Here is a 15,610-nt window from a genome sequence, read left to right on the forward strand (position 1 = left end):
GGAACGACGACGTGACCCGGGCTAGTTTGCGACTTCCAATGTAGCATTTTTTGCCCACCTGTTCCACCCATCGTAGCGCCCCGTTTACCGGACATCCTCGGACCGCCTCTCTCCTCCCCTCCTTTCGCCCCCGTCCATGTTTCTCTGCAAAGTCACCGGCACCGTCGTTTCGACGCAGAAGAGCGAGCGGTTCCGCCGAGCGAAGATGCTGATCGTCCACCGCGTCGACACCGCCGGCGGGCTCGTCGGCTCGCGCGACATGCTCGCGCTCGACCCGAAGTTCGACGCGGGCGTCGGGGACTTCGTGCTCGTGGCGAAGGAGGGCGCCGTCGTGGCGCAGCTCCTGGACGGCGGGGACGAGGACGCCGCGAGCGGTACTCCGGCGAACGTCATCATCATCGCCGTCGTGGACGACTGGGCGCTCGCGGGATGAGCGCTCGCGTACCCCTCCACGTGCACGTGTGAAGTTTGAGCAGGATCGGGTGCCGGCCGCGAACCCGCTCGGTCGCTCTCCGCTACAAACGCAGCGCGCCGCCTATCTTCCGACGCGACTCCTCACCCAAGACTCTGGCACTATGGCTACTCCTTCCTACGACGTCGTCGTGATCGGCTCCGGGCCGGGCGGCTACGAGACCGCGATCCGCGCCACCCACTTCGGCCTCAAGACCGCCATCATCGAGAAAGACAAGCTCGGCGGCGTCTGCCTCAACATCGGCTGCATCCCGACGAAGGCCCTCATCAAGAGCGCCCAAGTGGCCGAGCAGCTGAGCCACCTCAGCGACTACGGCTTGAGCTTCGGCGGCGACGGCGCACCGACCGTCGAGCCTGACTTCGCGGCCGTCGTGCAACGCTCGCGCGGCGTGGCAGACAAGATGAACAAGGGCGTCGCGTTCCTCATGAAGAAGAACAAGATCGACGTGATCATGGGGAAGGCCACGCTCAAGGGCGGCGGCAAGATCGCCGTCGAGCCGTCGGAGACGATGGACGGCGAGAAGGTCGGCGAGAAGCAGGAGATCACGGCGAAGCACATCATCGTTGCCACGGGGGCTCGCGCCCGCGAGATCCCGCCGCTCCCCATCGACGGGAAGAAGGTGATCTCGTACAAGGAAGCCATGCTCCAGACGGAGAAGCCGAAGTCGCTGCTCGTCGTCGGTGCCGGCGCGATCGGCGTCGAGTTCGCGTACGTCTATCACCACATGGGGACGGAGGTCACGATCGTCGAGGTGCAGGACCGACTCGTGCCCGTCGAGGACAAGGACGTCTCGAAGGAGCTGGAGCGGGCCTACAAAAAGATGGGCGTTAAGGTGATGACCGGCGTCCAGCTCGAAGGCGTCAACACGAAGGGCAAGAAGGTCAAGGCCACGATCAAAACGAAGAAGGGCGAGGAGACGCTCGAGTTCGACCAGGTACTCTCGGCCGTCGGTGTCGCGGGCAACGTCGAAGGCATCGGGCTCGACGAGGTCGGCGTCGCGTACGAGCGCGGTGCGATCAAGGTCGACGAGTTCTACCGCACGAACGTCCCTGGCATCTACGCGATCGGCGACGTCGTCGGCGGGCCGTGGCTCGCCCACGTCGCCAGCCACGAGGGGATCGTCTGCGTCGAGAACATCGCCTACGTCGAGGAGAAGTCCGACACGAAGCCGCACCCGATCGACTACAACAACGTCCCCGGCTGCACGTACTGCCAGCCGCAGATCGCGTCCGTCGGCTACACCGAAGAGGCCGCGAAGGAGGCGGGCTACGAGGTGAAGGTCGGAAAATTCCCGTTCTCGGCTTCGGGCAAGGCATCGGCGATCGGCGACACGACGGGCTTCGTGAAGGTGATCTACGACGCGAAGTACGGCGAGTGGCTCGGCTGCCACATCATCGGCCACGAGGCGACGGAGATGATCGCCGAGGCCGTGACGGCCCGCGCGCTCGAGACGACGGGCCACGAGGTGATGGAGGCGATGCACCCGCACCCGACGCTCTCCGAGGCTGTGATGGAAGCGACGAGGGCCGCCTACGGTCAGTCGATCAACATCTAACAGGCCGCAGCAGGAACCACGAGATCAGAAGGAGCGAGCCCCCGATGCCGAGCGCGGCGTCGGGGGCTCGTCCGTTCGGGGCCGTTACCAACCGACGATGCTGCCTCGGAACAGGCAGTCCCTGAGGGTCGGGAGGATCGGCCCGAGCCCGGCGTCCGAACCTGGCAGGGTTTCCCTCGTGCAACTCGTTCCCCTCTCTTCTCCCAGCCCCTCTCCCGATGAAAACCGAAGCCACGCACAACGAGCAGATCGAGCACCTCGCCGCGCTCATCGGCGACATCGACATCTGCATGCTCACCACGATCGACGACGACGGCAAGCCGTGGAGCCGACCGATGGGCACGCAGCACCTCACCTTCGACGGCGACCTCTGGTTCTTCACCCGCGACGACTCTGAGAAGGTCACCCACATCCGCCACCGCCCCGGCGTCGGTGTCGCGTTCGCGAAGCCAAGCGAGCAGGAATACGTCACGATGGCCGGCCACGCCGCCGTCATCGACGACCGGGAGAAGGCGGAGGAGCTGTGGAGCGAGCCGCTCGCGACGTGGTTTCCCGAGGGCCTCGACGATCCCCACCTCCGGCTCATCAAAGTCGAGATCGAACGGGCCGAGTACTGGGACTCCCCGTCCAGCTTCATCGTCTACGCGTTCGGCTACGCGAAGGCGAAGCTCACCGGCGAGCCGCCGCACAGCCTCGGCGAGCACGCGAAGGTCACCCTCTGACTGAACAGGACTGCGCCCCGCCCTGGGCACGACGCCGAGGGCAGGGCGCAGCGTTCTTCCCGCTAGCGGGTTACTCGCTCTTGAGGACGATGTCGCCGTAGTACGACGTCGCCGTGGCGCCGGTGTCGTCGGTGTCCGTCATCACGGCGATGCCGGAGATGGCGGGCGGCTCTTCGCCGAAGGCCCGCCGGTAGTCGTCGTAGAGGTTGCGCCGCTCGGTCCGCCACACCCCGACGTTCTCCGCCCCGCTCTCGACGGGTACCATCATTACCCAGTCGGTGTAGGGGTTGGCGACCATGTCGGTCTCGCCGGGGTGGTTCGCCCAGATGTAGCTAAGGGCGCGGAGCGGGACGTCGCCACCGCTGATGGCTTTGGCAGCCTCGTACTTCATTCGCTCGCTGAGGGAGAGCTCGCTCGGATCGTAGGCGAACGTGACGTAAATCCGGGCGGCGTAGTCGTCGCCGCCCCGCCGGTCGACGGCGCCGTCTTCGATCACGTTTTCGGCTTTCCAGCGCCATTCGAGCACCGGATACCGCTTCGCGTCGAGGTTCACGCGGCGCACGAGTCCGGAGGCCGCGTCCTGCGCCTTCGCCCGGATCACCACCTGACTGCCCTCGCGGACGAGGGTGTACGAGCTGGGCGCCGTGCGCCCGAGTTTCATCGGCTCCCAGTCGGCGGGGAGATGCCCGGGATCGCCCTGGGAGAAGGCCCCGATGCGGATCGTGCCGGCGCTCCATCCGGCAACGCAAAGCAGGACGGAAGCGAGGATACAGAGTCGGATACGCATGGGGGAACGGTGAGGATCGGAAGTCCCCCCGGAGCCACAAGCGCGCTCCGAGGGCAGTCCCGATTCCAACCGGAGCACGGTCGCCTCGTTCAACCACTCCGTGCTCACCCTCCGCTCAATTCCTGCCACCTCCTGCTCAGCCGATGGTCATTCCCGCCCGCCCTCAGCGTGCGAGCGTCACCCGCCGCGTCTCACTCGACGAGCCTGTGGCGAGGCGGACGAAGTACACCCCGCTCGGCAGGCCCTTCGCGACCAGCACCGCTTCGTGCTCTCCCGCTCCCTGCACGCCGTCGGCCAGTACCGCCACCGCGCGGCCGAGCACGTCGTACACGGCGAGCGTCACGAGGCCGGACTCGGCGAGGTTATAGCGCAGCGTCGTCGCCGTGGCGAACGGGTTCGGGTGCGCCGCGCTGAGGCGGAGTCGAGCGGGCGCCGCGCCGTCCTCGGCGTCCGTCGTGCCCGAGCCAAAGGCGATGATGGTGCCCGCATCTCCGACGGCCCAGCCCTGCGTCGCGCTGACGAACGAGATGCCGCTGAGGTCGACGCCGGTCGGGGTGGGCTGAAGCTGCCACGTCGCGCCGCCATCGGTGGTGTGCCATACCTGACCGGCGTCGTCGGCCGTCCAGCCGGTGGACTCGTCGAGGAAGGAGAGCGCGTCGCCGCCGGCGTTGCCGTTGGAGATGTTCGTCCACGTCGCGCCGCCGTTCGTCGTTTTGAGCACGGTGTCGCCGCTGCCGACGATATATCCGATCTCGGGCGAGAGCATTTGGATCGCTTTCAAATCGTTGGCGGTACCGCTCGCCTGCGCGCCCCACGTCGCGCCGCCATTGCTGCTGAAGCGGATCTCCCCGCCGCGGCCGACGGCCCACAGCAGGTTAGTGCCGACGGCCTCGACACCCTCGGTGCGCTCGACGGCGCCCGTCGAGAAGGCCGTCCACGTCAGGCCGCCGTCGCTGGAGCGGGCACCCGATGCCTCGCGGCCGGCGGCGAAGACGAACGTCTCGGTGCCCCACGCCACGCCGCGCAGGTCCTCGGCTCCCGTGCCGATGGGAGCGAACGCGGCCCCATTCGTCGTCCGGTAGACCACGCCGTCGTCGGTGACGACGATGCCGACGCCGCTCCCGTTGAACGCGATCCCTTCGAGATCGAAGCCGGGGAAGCTCTGGGTCGCCCACGTCTGTCCGCCGTCGGCGGTGGTCAAGAGCGTGCCGCCGTCGCTGCCGACGTACGCCGTCTGCGTATCGACGGCGAACACGGCGTTGAGGTCGGCGGCGGTCGGGGCGGATTGGAGCGTCCACGTCTGAGCGAGCGCGCTGGGAGCGATGCAGACGAAGGCGAGGAGCGAGACGTAGCGAAGAGCGAGCATGGTCTTGGCGTTTAGAGGAGGAGGATGCGGCGCCTCTTCGCTTCCGCGCAGCCTCTGCACAGCCGCGTGCAGACGATGCGCAACCGGTGGAGAAACCGACGCATAGGGCACTGCCGAGGCGTTTCGCGTGCCTCGCCCTTCGTATTCCAAACCCCGTGCCGCCTCGCTACAGCCCGACCCGAATCCGCAAGCCGACCTCGCCCCCGCCGATGGTCGGCCCCACCGTGAACGCCCGTTCCGCCGGCCCGCCGAAGACGAGCGCGTCGACCGCCGCGTACGTCCACACCGCCGCCGCGCCGAGGACGAACGCGCTCCGCGCCTGGTGCCACGTGTTGAACGTGTCGTAGCGGTCGGCGATCTCGGCGGGGTCGGTCGCGCCGAGGTAATCGTCCTCGGCCTGGCTGCGGAGGACGTGCGCCGTCACGGCTCCGGCCGCCGTCGCGCCCCAGAGCCCGACGAGGGTCCACCCCTTCGCCCGCTCGCCTTTGTAGAGCTGGCCCCAGCCCGGCACGGCGAGGGAGCGCACCGTCGCCGCCGGGCGCGGGTCGCGGACGCGGACGTAGCGGACGACGGGCTCCCTCTGGATGGCCCCGCCGTCCGCCGCGAGCCCGGCCCGGATGTCGTCGAAGAACTCCAGCGTTTTGGGCGAGACGAGGAGCGGGTCCAGCGTCAGCCTCGGGTCGAGGGATAGCGCGGCCTCGAACTGCGTGCGGGCTTCGAGCGGCTCGTTCCGAGCGTAGAGGATCAGCCCGAGCGCGGTGTGCACCTCCACGAGTTGGTCGGCGGAGAAGGCGTCGAAGCTGGCGAGGGCTTCGCGGGCGCGGCGCTCGGCGGTGTCGTAGTCCAGCCGCTCGTACGCATCGCGCATCGCTGCGAGCAGACCCGACGGGTCCCCCGACTGCGCGGCGACGGGCACGGCCCACAGCGTCCCGATCAGTCCCAGCACGACTCCGACGCTACGCAGCATGGGGATCAGCGCAAGAGAGTGAGCTTCGTGACGGCGTGCCCGACGGCCCCCGTGAGACGGGCGACGTACACGCCGGGCGCCAGCCGTCGGCCGTCGTCGGCCGTGCCGTCCCAAGCGACGCGATGCTCGCCCGCCGTCAGCACGCCGTCCACAAGCACCGCGACTTGCCGACCGCGCACATCGTAGACGGTGAGCGTGACGGCGCCCGCCCGGTCGAGCCGAAGGGGGAGCGTCGTCGTCCCGGCGAAGGGGTTGGGATACGCGGCGCCGAGGTCGAACGCGGTCGGCGTTGTGTCGTCCTCGTCGTCCACCGAGAGGAGGTAGCGCTCCATCGTGCCGAGGACGTTCCCGTTCGCGTCGCGTCCGCCGACGACGTAGATCGTCCCGTCGATGACGGCGGCGACGGCCCCTTCGCGCGCCGTGTTGAGCGAGGCGACGGGGGTCCACGTGTTCGAGGCGATGTCGTAGCGCGTCACCGTCGCGAGCACGGTACCGCTCGGGTCGACTCCGCCAATGGCGAAGAGCGCGCCGTCCGTACCGGCGAGGGCGAGACCGCCGCGCGGCGAGGGCAACGGGGCGAGGGCCTCGGCCCCGGCTCCCACCGCGTACCGTTCGAGCAGATCGAGCGGGCCGAACTGGCTCAGCCCGCCGGCGAGGTACGCCACCCCGCCCACGTTCGCGACGCCGAAGTAGGCCCGCGGGGGGTCGAGGACCCAAGGGGCGTAGAGGTACCAATCGTCGCCGTCGTAGACCTCGGTGCCGGCCTGCGGGCCGCCCCCCCCGCTCACCCCGCCGAGGGCGTAGACCGACCCGTTCAGCACGACCGCCCCATGCCCGGCCCGATCCCGCTCCATGTGCTCGAACGATTCCCAGTCGTTCTCGCCGACGACGTACACCTCGACATCGTCGGTGATCTCCCCGCCGTCCTCGTAGCCTCCCATCAGTACGATCTGCCCGTTGTAGGCCGCCGCCGCCGCCGCGTAGCGCTCGTCCCGCAGCGAAGCCACTGTCTCCCACTCGCTCCCATCGAACCGCTCGACGCGGCCGAGGGGCGTGCCCGCCACGTTGCGCCCGCCGATGACGTAGAGATCGCCGCCGAGGACCGAGACGGCGGCCTCCGCGCGTGGCGTCGGCATCGGGGGCCCGGCCACCCACGACTGCGCGTGCGCGGCCGGCGCGGCGAACCCTGTCGAGAGCCCGAGGAAGAGGAGGATAAAACGGGAGAGCGTGTGCATGGAATCGTCGGCTGTGCAGAGAGTGCACGGTCCGCCCCGGAAGATGGCGACGTAGCCGGGGTATTGCAAGCGGTATGCCGCGCTACGGGCGGCCCTCCGCGAGGTTCACCCGCAGCGTCCGCGACTCGCCCGCCGCGATCCGCAGCGAGATCTCCCGCGTCCCGAGCGCGGGGTGTGTAAACGTCAGCCGGTGCTCGCCCGGCGTGAGGATGAGCGGGCGCTGCTGCGGCGGCACCGTGTCCCACACGCGCCCGTCCACCGCGACCTCCGCCCACGGGCTCACGACGAGTTCCACCCGCCCCACGAGTTGCCATAGCGAGACAGCCAGCCGCTCCTCCTCCCCCGCACCGACCTCCACGCGAACCGTGTGCGTCGGAAACTCGGGGTTCTCGAACGTCACCGTGTGCGTCCCCGCCGGGAGCGTGAGCGCCGCGAGGGGCGTTGTCCCCCGTAGCTCGCCGTCGATGCGGACGCGGGCCCACGGCTCGGCCGCCACGCGAAGGGTGCCGGGGAGCGGCTCGGACGTGGTCTCGGCGTTCGGCTCCGTGGAAGCGACGAGCGATTCATCCGAGCGCTCAGCGACGGGCTCCGTCTCCTGCGCGACGGCGGGATTGAGAACGCCGGCTTCGGGGATCGCGTCGGGTAGCACGTCGGCGGGCGACGAGGCGGCCTGCTCGGCCTCGTCCCTCGCCAGCGTTCCGTCGGGGGCTATCGACGCCTCATCCGGCAGCGGAGGTACGTCGGCGTCCGCTGAGTCGGGCACCGCCGCCACGATGGGAGCCGGAGGCGACACCTCCTGCGATGCGTCGTCGCGCGACAGCGGGCCCGTGAGCACCGTCGCGAGGCCGAGCGCGGCCGCCGCGAGCACGCCGGCGGCCACGCCCCACCACATGCGGCGACGCGGCGCCTCGACGCGCTCCACAACGACAGGCTGAGCCGGCACAGCCGATGGCTCAGCAGGTGACTCAGCGGGCAGTTCCGCGACTGGTTGCGGCGGGACGTAGCTGCTCGGGTCGCGGAGAAACGCGGCGAGGTCGGCCGCGTCGGCAGGGTGTTGCGTGCGGATCGGCCCGAGCGCGTCGAGCAAGGCGGACGCGGTCTGTGGTCGGTGCTGCGGGTCTTTGGCGAGCAACCGTCCCGCGAGGTCGGCGAGCGCCGTCGGGATGCGGGGATCGACGATGAGAGCCGCCGCGGAATCGTGGTGCAGGACGGCGTCGAGCGTGGCGCCGTCGGTGTCGCGGGCGAAGGCGGGGCGGCCGGTGAGCATCTCGGCGAGGAGTGCGCCAAGAGCGAAGAGGTCGGCAGCGCGGCCGGGCGGATCGCCGCGCACGACTTCGGGCGCGAGGTAAGCGAGCGTCCCGCGCACCTCGGCCGGGGCGCCCTCCTCCCCCGACGGCGCGAGCGAGGCCAGCCCGAAGTCGGTCAGCTTCACCGCGCCGTCCTCCGAGACGAGGAGGTTGGCGGGCTTGAGGTCGCGGTGGAGGATGCCCTCAGCGTGGACGGCGTCGAGCCCGCGCGCCGCCTCTGCGAGCACGTACGCCGCAAGCGCCGCCGGGAGGGCACCGCGCGCGACGAGCGCCCGCAGATCGAGCCCCTCGACGAACTCGGCCACGAGGTACGCCCCGAGCCCGTCCCGCCCCGCATTGAGCACGGCGACGACGTTGGGGTGGCGAACCCGCGCCGCGAGCCGCGCCTCGTCCTCGAACCGCGCGATGAGGGCCTCGTCCTCGCCTCCCTCCGGCCGCACGACTTTCAGCAGGACGAACCGGCCCGGATCACGCTGATAGCCCTTGTAGACGACTGTCGCCCGGCCGCGCGCGAGCTCGGCAAACGGCTGGATGCCGCCGATCGGTTCGGGCATGGGGGCAGAGGGAAAGCGGGCGGAAAGGAGCCATAAAGTACGCGTATTCCGTCCGTTGCCCTCACCGCCGTCGCCTGCCGCGGCCTATTCCTCACGCCACTCTTTCAGCTTGTAGTGGAGCCACCGGCGCGACACGTCGAGCGCACGGGCTGTCGCCGATACGTTCCCGTCGTACTCCTCGAGGGCGCGCTCCACGACGCGCCGCTCGACCTCCTTCAGCGGGAGGCCGGGCTCGAACACGGTCTCGGCGGGCTCGCTCTCCGGGAGCCGGAGGTCGTCTTTCTCGATCATCTCTCCGCGTGCGAGCACGACCGCGCGCTCGACGGTGTTCTCCAGTTCGCGGACGTTGCCCGGCCACCGATGCCGCTTGAGCGCGTCGAGCGCCTCGGGCGTGAAGCCTCGGATGCGCGCGCGCGAGCCGGTGGCGAACTGGTCGAGGAAGTGGTGCGCCAGCAGGGGCAGATCGCCGTGGCGGTGGCGGAGCGGCGGCAGCTCGATCTGGATCGTGTTGAGGCGGTAGTAGAGGTCCTCGCGGAACTCGCCGTCCTTGATGAGCACAGGCAGCGAGCGATTCGTCGCCGCGAGCACGCGCACGTCGACGCGCCGCACCTCGGTGTCGCCGACGCGCTTGATCTCGCCGAGTTGGAGGACGCGGAGGAGCGCCGTCTGCAGCTTCGTGCTGAGATCGCCCACCTCGTCGAGGAAGATCGTCCCGCCATCGGCGGTTTCGAAGAGACCTTTCTTGTCGGCCGTCGCCCCGGTGAACGCGCCTTTCCGGTGGCCGAAGAGTTCGGACTCCAGGAGGTCGTCGGGGAGCGCGCCGCAGAAAATGGCGACGAACGGCTTCGCTTTTCGGTCGCCGTTGTAGTGGATGGCGCGGGCGATCAGCTCCTTCCCCGTCCCGCTCTCGCCCTCGACGAGGACCGTCGCGTCGGTGTCGAGCACGCGGCCGACGGTCTCGAACACCTCGCGCATGCGCGGGCTCTGGCCGATGATCTCGTCGAAGCCGTGGACGCGCTGCACCTCTTGCCGGAGGTGGCGGTTCTCCTCGCGGAGGGTCTGCACGCGGTGCGCGTTCTCGATGGCAACGGCGGCCTGGTGCGCGAAGGCCTTGAGGAACGGGAGGTTGTCGCGCGTGAACCGCCCGCGCTGCGTGACCGAGTCGAGGTAGATCGCACCGATCTGTCGGCTCCGGAGCCGGAGCGGGACGCAGGCAATGGACTGGATCTTTTGGAGCACGACGCTCTCGGAGGCGCTGTACCGCTCGTCAGTGGCGGCCTCGTAGACGAGCACCGGCTCGCCCGTCCGCAGCACCTCATCCACGACGCTCGTCGAGAGCGCCTTCACGCCGTCGAGTTGGTCGTCGGTGAAGTTGCGGCTGGCGCCGACGGCGAAGGGGCTCGTCCCGCTCTCGGCACCGTCCGCGTCTTCGAGGAGCACGAAGCCGCGCTCGGCCTCCAGCGTCTGCATCGCAATCTCGAGGACGGTCTCGAGCAGGGCATCGGGCTCCTGCATGGAGTTGATGAGCGCGGCGATCTCGGAGAGCGCTTCGAGCGAGGTCTGTGCCCCGCTGGGTGCAGGCGGACGGTCGGCCGGAGGAGCGGAAGAAGGCATGGGCGAAGCGAGAGAGCGGGGAAGCGCGGCGAGCGGAGAGAACTACAAGAGTGATGCCGGAGCTAGGGCACACGGAACCCGGCCTCGCGCGACCGACTCCGGTTGCCGAAGGCGTCGACCACCCAGACCGTCCAGTAGTAGTCGCCCGGCTCCAGCTCTGTCGTGACGGGCACCGACGTCACGCTCGGATCGAGGTCGCGGTGTGTCTCGGCCTCGATGAGGTTCGGAATGCCGGCGGCGTCGACGAGGAACAGGTCCACGCGGTACGTGAACGCAAACGGGAGTTGCGCCGGCCGCCACACGAGCGTCGGCGTGTTCGTCTCGATGAACACGAACCCCTGCGGGCTCAGCGTCTGCGGCGAGAGCTCGATGATGCGGACGAGGCTCATCGGCGGGCCGAGGCTCGCGTTGCCGGAGGCGTCGCGGACCTCGATGCGCAGGGTTTGCCCGAGCAGGGCCTCGACGCCGGGCGCCGGCAGGTCGTCCGCACCGAGTGTGGCAGTGAACCGGTCCCCTGTCCGCGTCAGCTCGGCGGAGAAGCCGAGGTCCGGGACGACGAGCGCGGCCCCGTCGATGTCTTCAGGCCGGTCCGGGTCGTCGGCCATCGCTTCGACCTCGAGCTGGAAGACGGGCTCGTCCGGCACCCAGCGCACGATGTGCACGGTGCGCAGGCTTTGCTCAGTCACGACGGGGAGCGCGTCGAGCCGGATCGTCGTCTCGGCCGCCGCGCCGGGCGCGACGGCGACGGTGTCGGACGCTTCACGAAACCCCTCCCGCTCTGCGACGACAGCGTAGGGCCCCGTCGGCACCCCGCCGAGGGCGAACTGCCCGTCGGCGTCGGTCCGCGTCGCCAGCTCTGGACGCCCCGCCGCGCCGATGGGCACGAGGCGCACGCGGATGTCGGCCCGGCCCGGGAACGGCGGATAGAGCCCCGTAACCCGCCCCGACACCGTCCCCTCATCCCGGAAATCGTCCGAGAGCGGATCGAGCGGATTCGTGCGAGCGGCGTCCCCGCAGCCCGACCCGGCGGCGAGGCCGAGCACGGCGGCGAGCACGAGGAGGAGTCGGAACCGAGGGAGCAAAGCGGGAGCGAAAGGGGGGCGCGGGAACGGCGAGACTGTTAATATAGAGCCTCTGCGAGGCTACAAGCGCCGTGCCGCCCCTGATCGCACGGGAGCCGACGGCGGATGAGCGGCGCTGTGGAACACCCTTTGCAGAAGCGTGCGGCTGACCCCGCCCTCGCATGTCCACCACCACCCTCTCTCCCCCTTCCTCTCGATTGGCCCAGCGGATCTACCAGATCGGGCTCGCCACGACGTGGCTCGTCGTGGCCGGCGCCTTCCTCTTCTGGGGGCTCGACTACTACGTCCTCCCCCTCGCCGAGCGGCCCTACGCCGACGGCCACGACCTCTTCAAGCCGACGGGACTCGTCGGCAACCGGCTCGCGATCGCGGGGACGCTGATGCTGACCTTCGGCGTGGCGTCGTACTCGACGCGGAAGCGGTGGGAGCGGCTGCAGACGTGGGGCAAGCTGCGGCACTGGCTCTCGTTCCACATCTTCCTCTGCACGCTCGGGCCGTTCCTGATCACGCTCCACACGTCGTTCAAAGTCGGCGGGCTCGTGTCGATCGCGTTCTGGAGCATGGTGCTCGTCGTGGCGAGCGGGCTCGTCGGGCGCTACGTCTACGTCCGCATCCCGAAGACGCTCAACGGCCGCTTCCGCTCGATGCAGGAGATTGAGGCCCGGCAGAACGAACTGCTGGCCGAACTGGCTGCGACGGGTGCTCTCGCCGAAGACGACCTCGCGAACCTCCGCACGGCGCAGCCCGCCACGCCGCGCGGGCTCCTCCACGCCCTCGCTCTCGCCGTTCGCTTCGACTGGGAGAGCCGGCGGGAGACGCGGCGGCTCGACGGCTTGCTCCGCGAGCGCGGCGTCGAGGCCGAGACGCGACACCGGCTCGTGGACGAGGCGCGCGAGCACCGGAAGCTGGCCCAGCAGCGCGTGCTGCTCCAGCCCTTCGGCCGGCTGTTCCGCTACTGGCACACGTTCCACCTCCCGCTCGCGATTGTGATGTTTCTGATCCTCGCCCTCCACATCGGCGTCGCCGTGGCCTTCGGCTATGCGTGGACGCCCGCGCCGTGATGCGTGAGATCAGTCCTGACCGCCACATTCATTCCCTTCGATTCCGACTCGCATGAAAAAGCTTACGTCCAATCCGACCCTCGTGCTGCTCGCCGCAGGCTTCGGCCTGTTCGCCGTGCTCGCGTTCGCGCAGAAGTCTGCGTCGCCCGAACCGTCGTCGTCTCCCCTGCGAGCCGTGGCGGAGGTCGCCCCACCGCCGTCGGCGGACAACGTGGACCCGAGCTTCCACGCCCGGCTGATGGCGCTGCGCGAGCAGCTCACGACGACGCCGGACGACACGACCGCGCTGCTGCAGGCCGCGCGGCTCGAACAGGACGCCCACCAGCTCCCCGCCGCCGCCGAGCACTACGAGCGCTACCTCGCCCTCCGCCCGCAGGCGCATCAGGTCTGGCTCGACCTCGCGAACGTGCTCGCCGGGGACGGCCGCTGGGACGAGGCTCAGCGCGCCTCCGAGTCGATGCTGGAGCACTACCCCGACGATCCTTCGGCGATGTACAACCTCGGCGCGATCCACGCGAATCAGGGCCGCCCCGACGAGGCTCGCCGGTGGTGGACGTCTGTTCAGGGCGGTGCCGACGCCTCGCTCGCTGAGCGGGCGACGAGTTCGCTCGGCCAGCTCGCCGGAGTCGCCACTGCCTCGACGAATCCTCGCCCCGCGACGTCGGGCGCGTCGCGCGCCAATCCTCATGCTGCGCTGCCGATGCAGCCGGTCGTCGCACGCCGCGTGAGCGGGCTCGGCGCGGAGTGACGGCACGGGCTCCATATCGCCCCGACGCGGCGTGGGCGACCGGCCGGTCGCCCCTACGGTGGATCGTGGTCCTGCTCGCGTTGTGCGGCGGGCCGGCGCAGGCGCAGCTCATCGCGCCGGGCAAGCTGACCGCCGCGCACGCCCGCTTCGAGGGCCTCTCGAACTGCACGAACTGCCACGCCCTCGGCCAGCGCGGGATCGAGCCGCAGAAATGTCTCGCCTGCCACACGCCCCTGCGGGCGCGCATCCGCCGCGACGAGGGCTTCCACGCCACCGTCGACCGCGACTGCGGGACGTGCCACAAAGACCACTTCGGCCGCGACTTCGACCCCGTCCGCTTCGACACCGACGCCTTCGACCACCGCAAAACAGGCTACCCGCTCCTCGGCGAGCACGCGGGCGCAGACTGCCAGAGCTGCCACCAGCCCCAGTTCATCACCGCCGCCGACGTGCGCGCGTTCAAGCTCGCCGCCGGACGGCTCGACGAGACGTACCTCGGCCTCGCCGACGACTGCGCGACGTGCCACCGCCGCGAGAACCCGCACGGATCAGATTTCAGCGTCGACTGCCAGTCCTGCCACACCCCACGCGGGTGGGAGCAGGTCAGCGACTTCGACCACACCTCGACCGGCTTCGCGCTCATCGGCCAGCACCGCACGCTCGATTGCACGTCGTGCCACGGCCAGACGGCGAGCGGGACGATCCAATTCGCCGACGCCGAGCCCGCGTGTGCGAGCTGCCACCGTCCCGATAGCCCCCATGGCACGCAGTTCCGCGGCCAGGACTGCGCGACCTGCCACACCGCGCAGACGTGGGACGAGGCCCCGAACTTCAACCACGCCCGCGCCGACTTCCCGCTCACCGGCCGGCATCTCCGCGTCGCCTGTTCCAGTTGTCACGCCACCTCCGGCGGGCGGACGCAGTTCGAGGGCGTCGCCCACGAGACGTGCCAGTCGTGCCACGAGGACCAGCACGACGGCACGCTCGGCAGCGACTGCGCGACGTGCCACACCACGGCCGGGTGGCAGCAGATGGGCCGCACCTTCGCCGACGACCGCTTCGACCACGCCGCCGCGACGGGCTTCGCACTCGTCGGTGCCCACGCCGAGGCCGCGTGTGCCGCCTGCCACGCCACGCGGGGCGACGACCCCGACTTCCACATCACGTTCGCGGGCGACCCACGCGGTGCGAGCTTCCCCCCCGTCGTCGCCGACGACTGCCTGAGCTGCCACACCGACTACCACGACGGCGCGTTCGCCGACCTCCCCGGCGGGCCGCTCTGCGCGAGCTGCCACGAGCAGGACGACTGGCTCCCGACCTCGTTCGGCATCGAGCGCCACAACGCCGAGACCGGCTTCGCCCTCGAAGGCGGGCACCTCGCCACGCCGTGCTTCGCCTGCCACGGCGGGCAGGACGAGCCGGCGCACTTCGAGTTCGTGACGACGGCCTGCGAAGGCTGCCACGCCGACGAGAACCCGCACGAGGATCAGTTCGCCGACGAGACCGGCGCGACCGTCTGCGGCAACTGCCACACCCCGAGCCAGTGGGACCTCGCCGACTTCGACCACGCCACGACCGGCTTCGCCCTCACTGGCCGCCACGACGCGCTCGACTGCCAGTCCTGCCACACGCCGACGACCTCCAGCGACGGCCGCACCGTCCACGCCTTCACCGGCCTCGACCCCGAATGTGCGACGTGCCACGCCGACGACGACCCGCACCAGGGCCAGTTCGCCGACGCCTCGTGCGCGACGTGCCACGACACGCAGGCGTTTACGATTGCCGCCTTCGACCACGAGCAGACCGACTTCCCTCTTGCCGGGGCGCACGAGGCCGTCGCGTGCGGATCGTGCCACCGCACCGAAGCTGCGCCTGACGGGACGCCGTTCGTCCGGTTCCAACCCCTCGGCACCGACTGCGCCGACTGCCACGGAGGGGACGGATGACCGACGTTACCTCCAAAGAGTGTTATCCGTTCGCCCCCCTCGGAGGGGGGCAGCGAGGTCCGCTTGCGGGACGAGCGGGGGGGCCGCCACGCCGTCTCCGTGCGCCGAGGACCCCCACCTGCCCTCCCCCTCGGAGGGGGAGGGACGCAATCCTGAATCTGTTCGCCGGAGCCGTAGCGCTCGTGATTGGGCTG

At 70.1% G+C, this 15,610-nt stretch carries 13 protein-coding genes; 6 read left to right on the forward strand and 7 right to left on the reverse strand.

Annotated elements, in window-relative coordinates; all coding sequences use genetic code 11:
* The first annotated feature begins 136 nt into the window (after nt 1–136).
* The 3 genes from ABJF88_18565 to ABJF88_18575 all read left to right on the forward strand — a co-directional run bounded on the left by ABJF88_18565 (nt 137) and on the right by ABJF88_18575 (nt 2,749).
* Nucleotides 137–433 carry a EutN/CcmL family microcompartment protein gene (locus ABJF88_18565; GenBank protein ID MEP0548944.1) on the forward strand — a complete coding sequence of 99 codons (297 nt, stop codon included), beginning with the start codon at nt 137–139 and terminating at the stop codon, nt 431–433.
* Nucleotides 434–575: 142 nt separating this feature from the next.
* On the forward strand, nt 576–2,027 hold the full coding sequence (gene lpdA / locus ABJF88_18570; protein ID MEP0548945.1) for a dihydrolipoyl dehydrogenase: 1,452 nt from the start codon (nt 576–578) through the stop codon (nt 2,025–2,027).
* A gap of 218 nt (nt 2,028–2,245) precedes the next feature.
* Nucleotides 2,246–2,749, forward strand: coding sequence for a pyridoxamine 5'-phosphate oxidase family protein (locus tag ABJF88_18575; protein MEP0548946.1), 504 nt, complete (start codon nt 2,246–2,248; stop codon nt 2,747–2,749).
* A gap of 70 nt (nt 2,750–2,819) precedes the next feature.
* Here the strand turns inward: ABJF88_18575 and ABJF88_18580 are convergent, their stop codons facing one another.
* The 7 genes from ABJF88_18580 to ABJF88_18610 form a co-directional block, all read right to left on the reverse strand.
* Nucleotides 2,820–3,536, reverse strand: coding sequence for a DUF3047 domain-containing protein (locus ABJF88_18580; GenBank protein MEP0548947.1), 717 nt, complete (start codon nt 3,534–3,536; stop codon nt 2,820–2,822).
* Nucleotides 3,537–3,699: 163 nt separating this feature from the next.
* Nucleotides 3,700–4,902: a T9SS type A sorting domain-containing protein gene (locus ABJF88_18585; protein MEP0548948.1), complete on the reverse strand. Its 1,203-nt coding sequence runs from the start codon at nt 4,900–4,902 to the stop codon at nt 3,700–3,702.
* 166 nt (nt 4,903–5,068) lie between these two features.
* Nucleotides 5,069–5,869 carry a tetratricopeptide repeat protein gene (locus tag ABJF88_18590; protein ID MEP0548949.1) on the reverse strand — a complete coding sequence of 267 codons (801 nt, stop codon included), beginning with the start codon at nt 5,867–5,869 and terminating at the stop codon, nt 5,069–5,071.
* A gap of 5 nt (nt 5,870–5,874) precedes the next feature.
* The gene (locus ABJF88_18595) at nt 5,875–7,104 is read right to left on the reverse strand and encodes a kelch repeat-containing protein (protein ID MEP0548950.1); all 1,230 of its coding nucleotides are present in this window, start codon (nt 7,102–7,104) and stop codon (nt 5,875–5,877) included.
* A gap of 82 nt (nt 7,105–7,186) precedes the next feature.
* Nucleotides 7,187–8,965, reverse strand: a complete 1,779-nt coding sequence (locus tag ABJF88_18600) for a protein kinase (GenBank protein MEP0548951.1) — start codon at nt 8,963–8,965, stop codon at nt 7,187–7,189.
* A gap of 84 nt (nt 8,966–9,049) precedes the next feature.
* Entirely contained in the window at nt 9,050–10,579 is a 1,530-nt protein-coding gene (locus ABJF88_18605; GenBank protein ID MEP0548952.1) for a sigma-54-dependent Fis family transcriptional regulator, read from the reverse strand.
* Nucleotides 10,580–10,641: 62 nt separating this feature from the next.
* Complete coding sequence (locus ABJF88_18610) at nt 10,642–11,661, reverse strand: carboxypeptidase-like regulatory domain-containing protein (protein MEP0548953.1); 1,020 nt, start codon at nt 11,659–11,661, stop codon at nt 10,642–10,644.
* 161 nt (nt 11,662–11,822) lie between these two features.
* On the opposite strand from ABJF88_18610, the gene ABJF88_18615 reads away from it, so the two are divergent.
* From ABJF88_18615 to ABJF88_18625, 3 genes are all read left to right on the forward strand, one after another.
* Nucleotides 11,823–12,722 (forward strand): hypothetical protein, encoded by a 900-nt coding sequence (locus ABJF88_18615; GenBank protein ID MEP0548954.1) that lies wholly within the window; start codon nt 11,823–11,825, stop codon nt 12,720–12,722.
* A gap of 52 nt (nt 12,723–12,774) precedes the next feature.
* Entirely contained in the window at nt 12,775–13,470 is a 696-nt protein-coding gene (locus ABJF88_18620; protein MEP0548955.1) for a tetratricopeptide repeat protein, read from the forward strand.
* Between the two features lie 65 nt (nt 13,471–13,535).
* Entirely contained in the window at nt 13,536–15,416 is a 1,881-nt protein-coding gene (locus ABJF88_18625; GenBank protein ID MEP0548956.1) for a cytochrome c3 family protein, read from the forward strand.
* Nucleotides 15,417–15,610 lie beyond the last annotated feature (194 nt).

Source organism: Rhodothermales bacterium (genome assembly GCA_039944855.1).
GTDB lineage: Bacteria > Bacteroidota > Rhodothermia > Rhodothermales > JANQRZ01 > JBBSMX01.